At 46.4% G+C, this 12,187-nt stretch carries 8 protein-coding genes; 6 read left to right on the forward strand and 2 right to left on the reverse strand.

Annotated elements, in window-relative coordinates; translation table 11 throughout:
• The first annotated feature begins 35 nt into the window (after positions 1 to 35).
• The 4 genes from Q5691_RS18115 (at position 36) to Q5691_RS18130 (ending at position 9,760) form a co-directional block, all read left to right on the forward strand.
• Positions 36 to 3,155: an AAA family ATPase gene (locus Q5691_RS18115; protein ID WP_333346071.1), complete on the forward strand. Its 3,120-nt coding sequence runs from the start codon at positions 36 to 38 to the stop codon at positions 3,153 to 3,155.
• A gap of 381 nt (positions 3,156 to 3,536) precedes the next feature.
• The gene (locus Q5691_RS18120) at positions 3,537 to 6,845 is read left to right on the forward strand and encodes a PAS domain S-box protein (protein ID WP_333346074.1); all 3,309 of its coding nucleotides are present in this window, start codon (positions 3,537 to 3,539) and stop codon (positions 6,843 to 6,845) included.
• 165 nt (positions 6,846 to 7,010) lie between these two features.
• Positions 7,011 to 8,885 (forward strand): adenylate/guanylate cyclase domain-containing protein, encoded by a 1,875-nt coding sequence (locus tag Q5691_RS18125; protein ID WP_333346077.1) that lies wholly within the window; start codon positions 7,011 to 7,013, stop codon positions 8,883 to 8,885.
• Between the two features lie 272 nt (positions 8,886 to 9,157).
• On the forward strand, positions 9,158 to 9,760 hold the full coding sequence (locus Q5691_RS18130; protein WP_333209603.1) for a Uma2 family endonuclease: 603 nt from the start codon (positions 9,158 to 9,160) through the stop codon (positions 9,758 to 9,760).
• A gap of 9 nt (positions 9,761 to 9,769) precedes the next feature.
• Here Q5691_RS18130 and Q5691_RS18135 read toward each other — a convergent pair whose 3' ends face one another.
• Positions 9,770 to 10,537 (reverse strand): YebC/PmpR family DNA-binding transcriptional regulator, encoded by a 768-nt coding sequence (locus Q5691_RS18135; protein ID WP_333209601.1) that lies wholly within the window; start codon positions 10,535 to 10,537, stop codon positions 9,770 to 9,772.
• Positions 10,538 to 10,685: 148 nt separating this feature from the next.
• Complete coding sequence (locus Q5691_RS18140; RefSeq protein WP_333346080.1) at positions 10,686 to 11,324, reverse strand: histidine phosphatase family protein; 639 nt, start codon at positions 11,322 to 11,324, stop codon at positions 10,686 to 10,688.
• Positions 11,325 to 11,387: 63 nt separating this feature from the next.
• Here Q5691_RS18140 and Q5691_RS18145 point away from each other — a divergent pair, with 63 nt between their 5' ends.
• Together Q5691_RS18145 and Q5691_RS18150 are read left to right on the forward strand one after the other, a co-directional pair.
• Positions 11,388 to 11,660, forward strand: a complete 273-nt coding sequence (locus Q5691_RS18145; protein WP_333346083.1) for a BrnT family toxin — start codon at positions 11,388 to 11,390, stop codon at positions 11,658 to 11,660.
• Entirely contained in the window at positions 11,647 to 11,868 is a 222-nt protein-coding gene (locus tag Q5691_RS18150) for a hypothetical protein (RefSeq protein ID WP_333346086.1), read from the forward strand. Before Q5691_RS18145 ends, Q5691_RS18150 begins: the two co-directional genes overlap by 14 nt.
• Positions 11,869 to 12,187 lie beyond the last annotated feature (319 nt).

A 12,187-nucleotide genomic window follows, 5' to 3' on the forward strand; every position in this document is an offset into this window, starting at 1 on the left:
TATTTATAGATAGATTGTATGGCGCGATGGCCTAAATGATTCCTATACAACTTACACTCAAAAATTTTCTCAGCTATCGCGAAGCTGCTTTAGACTTTCGCGGCCTGCACACCGCTTGCATTTGCGGGCCTAACGGTGCTGGCAAATCCTCCCTCTTAGAAGCCATATCCTGGGCACTTTGGGGCTGTTGCCGCAGCGATACGGAAGACGATATCATCCATATCGGCGAAACTGATGTGCGCGTTGATTTCACTTTCTCCACCGGCGGCCAAATCTACCGGGTGATTCGCAACCGTCGGCGCGGACAATCGGGAAGTTTGGAATTTCAAGTCAGCTTGAATTCTGCCGAGAGTGAGGAAAAACTTAATTTTCGCACGCTCACAGACAAGGGGCTGAGAACCACTCAGCAAAAAATCCTCGAACACATCAAACTTGATTACGATACTTTCATCAACTCGGCGTATTTGCGGCAGGGGCGAGCTGATGAATTTATGCTCAAAAAGCCGATCGAACGCAAACAAGTTTTAGCCAACCTACTCAAACTCGACTCCTACGACACTTTATCCGAACAAGCCAAGGATACCTCCAAACAATTTAAAGCTCAAGTCGAAGTGCTCAAACAGAGTTTGCTAACCGTACAAGAGCAACTGCAACAAAAAGAAGCTCTCGCCTCCGAACAAACTCAATTGCAGCAAGCAACCGATTTGCTTCAGCAGCAGCAGCAAGCCGACACAAACGAGTTACAGCAACTGCAACTCCAGCACCACAACCGCCAAAGTTGGAAAGAACTCCTCGCAGGCTACCAGCAACAACACTACAATATCTCTCAAGAATGCCGCCGCTTGCAGCAAGAACTCAGCGCAGCAAAACAGCAGAAAAATGAGCTGCAAGCCCTCCTTGGACAAGAAAATGAAATAACAGCCGGCATCGCGTATTTCCACAGCTTGCAAGCCACAGAAGAAAGTCTGGCGGGAAAATTTAAGGTTAATCAACAAGCCCAAAATCAGCGTCAGCAATTGCAAGAACAGCAACGGCAAGAACTGAACTTTTTGCAAAGTAAAATTCAGCAGTTGCAAGCTCAATTAGAGGTTTTAGAACAAGATGAAAAAGATGTTCTGGAGATTCTCAAACAGCAGCCGGAGGTTGACAAAGGACTCGCACAGTTGCAAGCAGTTCGATCGCGCCTCAATGAACTAGAGCAACTGCAACTGCAAGTTTCGCCACTGCTACAACAGCAGCAGCAAAAGCAACAAAAGCTCGATCGCGCCCGCGCTGGTTTAACGGCCCGCTTAGAGGAAATTAACCGACAGGTGCAAGTTCAGCAGCAGCAGCGACAGCCGCAATTACAGCAGGAAATCTCGGCTATCGCCAATCAAATTTTGCAGTTGGAAAACAAGCGAGTTTATCAGCAGCGAGTCCGCGAAAAAGGTCAAGAAAGGCACGACTTTCTCGGAAACTTGCAAGCCAAAAGTCGCGACTATCAAACCCGACTCGCCGAGATCGACCAAAAACTCCAACTGCTGCGGAAACATGAAGGAGAAACAACCGCAGGCGAAGGTAAAGCCTCGAATTTTGCAGAAAACGAGCCATCGAATTCGCATTTAATGGTGCGGGATGCAAATTTTGGCAATTGTCCTTTGTGCGATCGACCTTTAGACGAACACTACTGGAATTTGGTAGTCACAAAACACCACACCCAACAGCAGGAAATCTGGAACCAACTGTGGGTTGTGCGCGAACAGTTGGCCGTCTCTGAGCGCGAAATTCAAGTTCTCAGACATGAATACCGCGAACTTGAAGAGGAATTAGCGCCCTACCAAGAATTGCGGGAACGCCGCAGTCATTTACAAGCACAATTAGATAGCCTGGGCCAAGATGAAAACCGACTGCAAAGTATGCGTCAAGACGCTGCAGAAATCGAGCGGTTGCTACGCACCGGCGAGTATGCAGCGGAGGATTTGGGCGAACTCCAGCAAATCGAACAACAACTGCAACAGCTCAATTACAGCGATCGCAGCCACTCCCTCGCCCGCAGCGATGAAAAGCGCTTGCGGTGGGCGGAAATTAAGCAAGCTCAAATCAAAGACGCTCAGCAGAAACTGAATAAAATTAATGCCCGCCGCCCGGATTTGCAAACTCAATTAGTCACCGTACAGCAACAGTTAGAACAGCAAAAAAACAGCTCGGAAATACAGCAGCAAATTCTATCTTTAGATAGATACATTGCTGAAATTGGCTATAATTTGGAACAGCACGAACACGTGCGGAGCGAAATGCGCCGATCGCAGTTTTGGATCGCCCGCGCCGAAAAATTGCGATCGGCAACTGTGCAGTACCCGCAAGTGCAGCAGCGGGTTAATGAAATAGCAAATTCCATCGCAGTGCGCGATCAAGATTTGCAAGTTGTCAGCGCTCAAACTGCCGCGATGAACCAGCAATTGCAAGAACATCCCGATCCCACAGCTCGCATAAGTGCGATCGAACAGCAAATCAGTCGCCGCCGCCAGCAGCTAGACCAACATTTGGGAAGTCTCGGACGCCTCCAGCAGCAGCAGCAAAATCTGGAAAATCTGCAAGTTCAGCTAGTAGCTCAAAAAGAGCAAATGCAAGTTGCCAAACGCCAGCAGCGAGTTTATCAAGAGTTGGGTCAAGCCTTTGGTAAAAACGGCATTCAAGCTTTAATGATTGAAAATGTTTTGCCTCAACTCGAAGCTGAAACCAATCAGATATTGTCGAGATTGAGCGCGAATCAATTGCACGTTCAATTTATTACTCAGCGGGCTGCTGCTTCTAAAAAAGCAACTAAATTGATTGACACTTTAGACATTTTAATTGCTGATGCTCGCGGTACTCGCGCCTACGAAACTTACTCTGGCGGTGAAGCTTTTCGGATTAATTTTGCGATTCGGCTGGCGCTGGCGAGATTGCTGTCTCAGCGGGCGGGCACGGCTTTACAAATGTTGATTATTGATGAGGGATTTGGGACTCAGGATGCTGAAGGGTGCGATCGGCTGATTGCTGCAATTAATGCGATCGCCTCCGACTTCGCCTGCATCCTCACCGTTACCCATATGCCGCACCTGAAAGAAGCTTTTCAAGCCAGAATTGAAGTAAGCAAAACTGCTCAGGGTTCTTGCATTAGCTTGTCAATTTAAAAGGGTTGATGAACCGGATGGAAGGAGGAGAAGAAAAAAAGTTCAACATATCAGTGTTTTCACCTTCTCTTTTCTTGCCGCCTTGGGTATTTTCACCTTCTGTTTTCTGGATAAGTACCGAATGCCTTCTGTTATACTACTTACTTTCAAGCACAAAGGTAATTGTATGCCCGTGCCCCAAACCATAATGGAATCAGTCATTGCCAATCTAAAATCTAAAATCTAAAATGGTATTAGTCGTCTCCCCCGTCGGCTTTTTTGGGCTGCTGACTTTGTTAAAAAAGCTAAATTAAAAATAAAATTATAGAATAAGAATGGCTCAAGCTATTTATAATTTCCTATTGTTCTGTCCGCTCCCAAGGAGTTTGGATATTGCTACAGATGACAACAGACTCTTTCAACCTGTCTCTCCTAGAACGGGCGATCGCAGCTTCGAGCAACAGTATCCTCATCGCGGATGCTCGCAAGCCTGACACACCTATTATCTACTGCAATCCTGCTTTTGAGAAACTGACCGGTTACAGTGCCGAAGAAGTTATTGGACGCAACTGCCGGTTTTTGCAGGGGCCCGATACCGATCATGCCGAATTAAATAAACTCCGCCGCAGCTTGGAAGCGGGAACGGAAATTCAGGTAATTATCAAAAATTATCGCAAAGACAAAACTCCTTTTTGGAACGAATTAATGGTTTCCCCCATCCTAGATAATGAGGGAAAATTAACTCATTTTATCGGAGTTCAGAACGATATTAGCAAAAGAGTAGCAGCCGAAACAGCCAGGGAAGAAAGCGAAGAAAGATTGCGCGTTATCGCCAGTACGACTCCCGTTCCCATGTTAATTACGCGCCTAGAAGACAGCGTTATTTTGTATGCAAATCCTGCTCTTGGTGAAAGTTTAGGTTTGAGTAATGAAGAACTCCTTGGTGGAAAAAAAAATGAATTTTATGCCAATATCAACGACCACATTCAATTGCTAGAATTAGTCAAACAAAATGGTTTTAGCGACCGCGAAGAAATCTGCCTCAAGAAAGCAAATGGTAGTTTTTTTTGGGTAAAAATGTCGATGCGAGCGATTAATTTTAATGGCGAAGCCGCAATTTTATCGGCATTTTACGATATTACCGATCGCGTAGAAGCAGAAACAGCACTACGGCAAAGCGAAGCGAGGTTTCAAAAACTAGCCGCCAACGTTCCCGGCATGATTTATCAATTTCAGTTAGCAGCAGACGGCGCTATGTCTTTCCCCTACGTCAGTTCCGGCTGCCGCGAACTCTGGGAATTAGAACCAGAGGTACTCCAAAATTCAGCTAGGCCCGCGATCGAAATGATTCATCCAGACGATGCGCCAAGCTTCCATGAATCTGTTGCTACCTCAGCTAAAACTTTAGAGCCTTTGCGGTGGGAAGGAAGATTTGTTTTTCCGGGCGATCGGATTAAGTGGATTAGCGGGGCTTCCCGACCAGAACCGGGCGAAAAAGATAACATTATTTGGGACGGCTTGTTGATTGATATTAGCGATCGCAAACTTGCAGAATCAGCACTGATCCAAAGCGAAGCCAGATTCCAAAAAATGGCCGCCAACGTGCCGGGAATGATTTATCAATACTTGCTGCATCCCGACGGTTCAAATGAATTCATTTATGTAAGTTCCGGCTGTTGGGAACTCTACGAATTAGAGCCAGAAAAAGTTGAACAAAACTCGGATTTAATTTGGGCAACGGTGCATCCAGAAGACCTAAAAAATCTGTTAGAATCAATCGCAATTTCCGGCAAAACTCTCAAACCTTGGATATATGAAGGGCGGATCGTAACCGGATCGGGAAAAGTGAAATGGATTCGTGGCATTGCCCGCCCCGAAATGCAGCCTGGGGGCGATATACTGTGGGAGGGAGTGACAATCGACATCAGCGATCGCAAGCTAGCAGAAATCGCCCTCAGCGAGTCAAAAATCGCCCTGCAACAAGCCAATCAAGAACTTGAAAAGCGCGTCCTAGAACGCACGGAAGCCTTGGAAACCTCCCAAAAAATGCTGTGGTTGGTAATCAATAACATCCCTCAGTTAATCGCCTGGAAAGATCGAGATTTAGTTTACTTGGGAGGCAACAAAAACTTTGCCAAAGTCGCAGGTTTCAATCACCCCAGTGAAATCGCCGGTCTCACCGACTTCGATATGCCTTGGAAGCCGGAAGAAACAGAATTTTTTCGAGCCTGCGACCGCCGTATCATGGCAACCAACACCCCAGAATATCACATCATAGAATCCAAAATGCAAGCCGACGGCACCCAGTGCTGTCTGGATACAAATAAAATACCTTTACACGACAATTCCGGCAATGTTGTCGGCATTTTGTCTACTTTTGAAGACATCACCGATAGGCTTTCCCTAGCAGCTCAAGTCCGGGCCAGCGAGGAACTATTTCGCACAATTTTTGAAGATGCACCCATCGCTATCTACTTAGCTAATTTAGATGATAATAAGTTAGTGAGAGTCAATAAAACTTACTGCGAAATGCTGGGATATACCGCAGCAGAATTGCTTGCCCAAACATTTATTGAACTTGGACATCCCGAAGATTCTCCAAAAAATCTCCAAGTTGCTGATTCTCTTAAGCGGGGAGAAATTACTCACTATCAAATCGAACTCCGCCAGATTACCGCTACAGGTAAAATTGTTTGGGTAAACGTGACAGCTACTTTGATTCGAGACGGTGAAGGACAACCTATTTACAACTTAGGGATGATTGAAAATATAACCAATCGCAAAATTTCCGCCGCCGCACTCCAAGCTTCCGAATCTCAATTAAGAAAACAAGCCGCCCAATTGCAAGAAGCATACGAACAGCTACAAAACGCTCAAATCCAATTAGTTCAATCCGAAAAAATGTCGAGTCTCGGTCAGATGGTGGCTGGGATTGCCCACGAAATCAACAATCCTGCCACTTTTATTAACGGCAATATTTCTCATACTTACAACTATTTTCACGATTTAATTGAACTGTTAAGTCTCTACCAGGAATGCTATCCGTCCCCAGGGCCTCAGATTGCTAAAAAAGTTAAGGACTTAGAGTTAGATTTTCTGAAGGAAGATTTGCCAAAAATGCTAAACTCTATGAGAGTAGGAGTAGAAAGAATCAGTAATATTGTGTTGTCGCTGCGGAACTTTTCGCGGCTGGATGAATCAGAAATGAAGTTAGTAGACGTTCATGAAGGAATTGACAGTACACTGTTAATTTTGCAGCACAGATTTCATCAGGCAAGTCAAAAAACCCGGATTGAAATTATTAAAGAATACGGAAAAGTCTCAAAAATTTACTGTTGTGCGGGGCAGTTAAACCAGGTATTTCTCAATATTATCAGCAATGCGATCGATGCTCTAGAAAACCAACCGGAACCTCGGACGATCGTGATTCGCACCCTCATGAAAAAAGCTGGGTTGAAAAGCCACAGTAAAACCCAGCTCAGTGATTGCGATCGCATGGTAATTTGCATCGCCGACAGTGGCCCGGGAATGAGCGAAGAGGTTCGCAAGCGGCTATTTGACCCGTTCTTCACCACCAAGCCCGTAGGCTCTGGAACTGGTTTAGGATTATCCATCAGCCATCAAATTGTGGTAGAAAAACATAAGGGAAGCCTGCGGTGCATCTCAGCGCCCGGACAGGGAGCGGAATTTTGGATTGAAATCCCCTGCTGAGCGATCGTCCATTAATGTAAAAGTAAAAGTTTAAATATCTAACTTTTAATTCCCAATTGCCGTCGGTGCTTGAGTTATCAGGGTTTTGAATTAACCGCACTCAGAGGCCGGAACAAATCGCACTCAGCGGTGTGCTAATCTGCAGCCCTTATTCGCTAGGCAATTATGCTGAAAAAACTACCTTTATCCTGGTCTCGCTACATTCCAGCCGGGTTGACGCTGGCTTTGGGTGTCGGGCTGTCGGTTTTGACATTTGCCTTGGTTTGGGACTGGGAAGACAAGCGCCGCGACTACGAAATGCACCGCCGCATTGACGATATTTCGATCGGCATCGAACGCCAGCTCAACTCCGACTTAGATACTGTTCTCGCCCTCAGCGACTACATGAAAGCCTTCAGCGCCGTTGAGCGTTCCTCTTTTGCCCGGTTTGTCGCCCGGCCCCTATCCGTCCACCCCAGCCTGCAACTCCTGGCTTGGGCCCCCCGCGTCCCCAATTCCGAGCGGCGCAACTACGAAACCAAAGCTAGAACCGAAACAGATCCCAGCTTCGAGATTACAGAGCGTGGCCCGCGAGGAGAACTCCGCAAGGCCCTCCAGCGTTCCGAATACTTCCCGGCTTTCTACGTCGAACCACCAGCCGGAAACGAGACAGTATTAGGCTTTGACCTCGCCTCCCACCCAGAAATCCGCGTCGCGCTCGATCGAGGGCGCGATACAGGAGAAATGATTGTCACCAACTACATCGGCTTAACTCAGGGCAATTCCCCGGAACAGGGTCTTTTGGCAATAGTTCCGATTTACGAAAACAGCAGTAAACCGACTACCCTGGAATCCCGTCGCCAATTGCTACAAGGATTTGTTCTGGGCGTATTTCGAGGCAAAGATATTTTCCAAACCTCTTTAAAAGGACGCAATACCGAATACCTCAATATTTATCTCGTTAGCGAGGCTCCAGACAAGCAACAAGCAGCGTCATTGTTACCCCAAACGGCCAACCCGGTTCTCAAAAACCTCCCTGCTGAGAGGCAAATTCAGCAATTTGCGGTGCAGTTCCAATCCGCGAGCCAACAAGTGCTTCCAGTATCAGTCGCTGCAAAACCCTCTCTCCTACAAAACTGCCCGATTCTTGACAATCCAGGCCCGAACTATACAGCTTGCAGAAGGCGGCTGAAAATTAGCGGCCGCCAGTGGTCTATGTACGTGTCGGCAACGCCGGAAATTCGCAGGATTCGCAAGCACTGGCGCTCTTGGGGAACTCTGACGATGGGGATGCTGTGGACTCTGATTCCGGTGACATATATGCTGACATCTTTGAGTCGCACCGCCCAAATCGAAAAGCTAGCCAAAGAAAGAATTCGCCAAGCCGAACAGTTGCAGGCTGCTTACCTACAGTTGGAACTCGAACAAGCTAAATCCGAGCAATTGCTGCTGAACGTTTTGCCCGCAGCGATCGCCCTGCGTTTGAAGGACAATGAACACAATATCGCCGAAAGTTTTGCGGAAGTAACTGTCATGTTTGCGGACATTGTGGGGTTTACAGAGCTTTCGTCGAGAATTTCAGCGACGGCAGTGGTGGAAGTGCTCAACGATATTTTTTCGGCTTTTGACCACTTGGCCGATCGCCACGGTTTGGAGAAAATTAAGACTATTGGTGACGCTTACATGGTTGTCGGCGGTTTGCCTACGGCCAGAGAGGATCATGCCGAGGCAGTTGCGAACATGGCGATCGATATGCTACACGAAATTCGGCTCCTCAGTTTAGAACATTCGGAACCTTTCAGCATTCGGATCGGGATTAGCAGTGGCCCTGTCGTTGCCGGCGTTATCGGCTTAAAAAAGTTTATTTACGACCTCTGGGGCGACACAGTAAATATTGCTTCGCGCATGGAATCCCACGGGATTACGGGCTGCATTCAAGTCACCGCCGAAACCTACGAGATATTAAAAGATAAATATACTTTTCAGAAGCGCGGCGCCATTCAAATTAAGGGCAAGGGATACATGGTTACTTATTTGCTGACTGGGAAAAAAGATTATTGACAATCAAGCATCCAGGATACCCGCCACGTGATTCATCCGTCCAGAAATAAAAAACCTGTATCCGATGAAACTTGCCCCCCGAATTGCTCCGTGGGGTCAATGCTTCAATTCTTTAATCTAAAATCTAAAATCTAAAATCTAAAATCGATTGACCCAGCCCAAAAACGGATACAAGCCTCCGAATCCGCGATCGATTAAGACTTGCGATCGCCAAGCTAAGATATGATAAGCTCAAGGTATTCTATCACCCCTGCACCAACTGAGGAAAAACCATGACGACGCTGCTAATTCAAACCGAAAGCGTCCCACTGACGGTCAATTTCCCTGCGATCCAATCGATGACTGTTGAACAGTTCTATGAATTCTGTATAGTTAATCGCGATTTGAGAATTGAGCGTACTGCCAGTGGGGAAGTCATTATCATGTCACCAGCTTTTTCAGATACAGGGAATCGAAACGGTAAGATTTTTCAGCAACTTGCAAACTGGGCAGAAGAAGATGGCACAGGTGAAACGTTTGACTCCAGTGCAGGCTTTACCTTGCCGAATGGAGCAACCCGATCTCCCGATGCCTCCTGGATTAAACTAGAGCGCTGGAATGCCTTAACTGAAGAACAAAAAGCCTCATTCGCACCGATTTGTCCCGACTTTGTGATTGAATTGCGGTCTGCTAGTGACACTCTCAAGGGATTGCAAAACAAGATGCAAGAATATATTGAGAACGGTGTATCGCTCGGCTTTTTGCTCGATCGCAAAAACAGAAAAGTCTACATCTACCGTCCCGATTGCGAACCTGAAATCTTAGATAATCCTGAAACAGTCAGCGCAGATCCAGAGTTACCGGGATTTGTCTTGCGGATGGCCAAAATCTGGTGATTTAGAGCGTTACACCATACTCAAAGACATCAATTCATCGGTCATTTCAAAATTCGCCGTGACGCTTTGCACGTCATCCAAATCTTCCAGTGCATCCATTAACTTTAGGAGCGATCGAGCTTTTTCAGGAGTGTCTATTTCCACTGTATTGCTCGGAATCCAGCGATTTTCCGACTGCAAAACTGCAAATTTTTTTTGTTTCAAAACATCAGCCAGTTGTTCCAGATGAGCCACACTTGTAAATACCTCTGCACCTTCAGTATCCTCATCAATTAATATCAAATCATAAGATTCCGCCGCCGCCTCTAGGGACGCTTCAAACAATTGTTCCTCATCAATCGGGCCGCGTACAGTACAAACTCCTTTGTTGTCAAACATCCAGCCCACACAACCAGTTTCGCCCAAGTTTCCGCCATTTTTAGTAAAAGCTTCTCGCAAGTCAGCCGCTGTGCGGTTGCGATTGTCTGTCAGCGCTTCAATCAGAATAGCAACCCCGCCAACGCCGTAACCTTCGTAGCGAATAGCTTCTAATTCCGAACTTCCCCCCGCCAAGCCAGCACCTTTGGCGATCGCCCTTTCTATGTTTTCATTAGGAATATCCGCCGCCTTGGCTTTTTCAATAGCCGTCCGCAGTTGAAAATTGCCAGCGGGATCGGGAACTCCGCTGCGGGCCGCGACAATAATTTCGCGAGATATTCGAGCAAAAACCTTGCCTTTAACGGCATCAACTCTCGCTTTTTGGCGTTTAATATTCGCCCACTTACTGTGTCCAGCCATATCGATTTAAGATTTTCGATTTAAAATGTGCGATCGAGATTAAACAATAACACCCAGATTCGGACTAATCAGATGAACGTAAGGTGCTCTTCTGCCGCGCACCTTACACACATAGCATAAAATGCGATTTTTCGCACGAATCTCAACTTTAATTAAACCGGATCGCGGTTTCAGAGTCAGTCAGGTGAGAAGTATCGCCATTAAGTGCGATCGACCATTCTCCCTCACCCCGCACCACTTTCACCAAACAGCACAAAGAAGCGTTAATTTCCGTTTCTGCACAGCCCGCTAGCCCGATCGCAGTTCCTAAAACCGACGCACCGTGACCTACTAATAACATATCTTCAGGAAACTCAGCCGCGAGGCGTTTAGCAGTTTCCCCCGCCCTTTTGAGACAAGCTTCCCCAGTTTCGGGATAATTAGCAATACCGCCCTTGTAGGAAGCATCAATCCGGGGAAAACGCCTGCACAAAGCTTCGACGGACTCAGTTTCCGGCATTTCTGTCATCCATTCCGGATTCAACCATTCGCACAGTCCCCACTCTAGTTTAATTGACAAATCGAGAGCTTCGGCCGCGTGATTTGCTGTTTGGACAGTTCGCAGAAAAGGGGAAGCAAAAATATGAGAAATTCCTTCTCCTTTGAGGCGATTGGCGAGTTGTTTAGCTTGAACGTGACCGTCTTCGGAAAGGTGGGGATCGTAGCGGTGTTCTGCGGTGAGAAACCAGTCGGGGTTAACGAAGTCGATGCGGTTTCCGTGTCGTGCGATCCAGACTGTTTGTGGCATGAGTTGGTTTGAGTTTGGCTTCTAGGTGTAATATTATATCAAAGATGCTGATTTGGGCTCTTTATGAAATTCGAGTGGGATGAAAACAAGGCTGCGGTAAATTTGTCCAAGCATGGCATCTCATTTGAGGAAGCCAAAACGGTTTTTGACGATCGCCTCTACGTCGATTTCTACGATCCGGATCACTCTGATGAAGAAGATCGCTATATTATTGTTGGAGAGTCCCAGCAAGGTAATTTATTGATAGTGTCGTATACAGAAAGAGCAGATTTTATTCGTTTGATTAGCGCCAGAAAAGTAACACGAGTGGAGCGAGAAGTTTATGAAGAAGGATGAAACAGGGATGGACGATGAGCTGCGGTCGGAATATGATTTGAGGAAGTTGCGTGTAAGAAGGGTAGGATCTGGACGAAATACCTTTGGTGGTGTAAATATTCGTTTAGAACCGGATGTTGCAGAGATGTTTCCCGATTCTGAAGCAGTGAATGAAGCTCTGCGGTTTTTGATTAGAATTACTAAAGAAAACCTGGTATCTGAGAAATAATACCAAATCAGGTGTCCTCTGTATTGAGTTAATATTATATCGAAGTTTGGTAATCTGGTGGGTTGCGAAGCTATTGATTGATTTTTTTTAACCGCAGATACACGCAGATAGACGCAGATGATAGTGGGTTTGGTAAGAGATGATGGAGTAGTGTTTTTTACCTTTAAAGTCTTTCCAGCCATTTTTGCATGGATAAATCAATTAATTGAGCTGAAGTAAATTTACAGGTACGTTTCTCTAAGTAGGGCTTGCTGAAAAAGCCTAAAACCCTTACATCAAAAGACTTTGGCTCCTGACAGCGCTGAGCATGTGTAAGATT

It is taken from the genome of Microcoleus sp. w1-18aA5 (genome assembly GCF_036701705.1).
GTDB lineage: Bacteria > Cyanobacteriota > Cyanobacteriia > Cyanobacteriales > Microcoleaceae > Microcoleus.

Excerpts from the sequence above, each read along its gene's own strand:
- Q5691_RS18115 (WP_333346071.1), top strand. The coding sequence starts at position 36 with ATGATTCCTATACAACTTACACTCAAAAATTTTCTCAGCTATCGCGAA.
- Q5691_RS18120 (WP_333346074.1), top strand. The coding sequence starts at position 3,537 with ATGACAACAGACTCTTTCAACCTGTCTCTCCTAGAACGGGCGATCGCA.
- Q5691_RS18125 (WP_333346077.1), top strand. The coding sequence starts at position 7,011 with ATGCTGAAAAAACTACCTTTATCCTGGTCTCGCTACATTCCAGCCGGG.
- Q5691_RS18130 (WP_333209603.1), top strand. The coding sequence starts at position 9,158 with ATGACGACGCTGCTAATTCAAACCGAAAGCGTCCCACTGACGGTCAAT.
- Q5691_RS18135 (WP_333209601.1), bottom strand. The coding sequence starts at position 10,537 with ATGGCTGGACACAGTAAGTGGGCGAATATTAAACGCCAAAAAGCGAGA.
- Q5691_RS18140 (WP_333346080.1), bottom strand. The coding sequence starts at position 11,324 with ATGCCACAAACAGTCTGGATCGCACGACACGGAAACCGCATCGACTTC.
- Q5691_RS18145 (WP_333346083.1), top strand. The coding sequence starts at position 11,388 with ATGAAATTCGAGTGGGATGAAAACAAGGCTGCGGTAAATTTGTCCAAG.
- Q5691_RS18150 (WP_333346086.1), top strand. The coding sequence starts at position 11,647 with ATGAAGAAGGATGAAACAGGGATGGACGATGAGCTGCGGTCGGAATAT.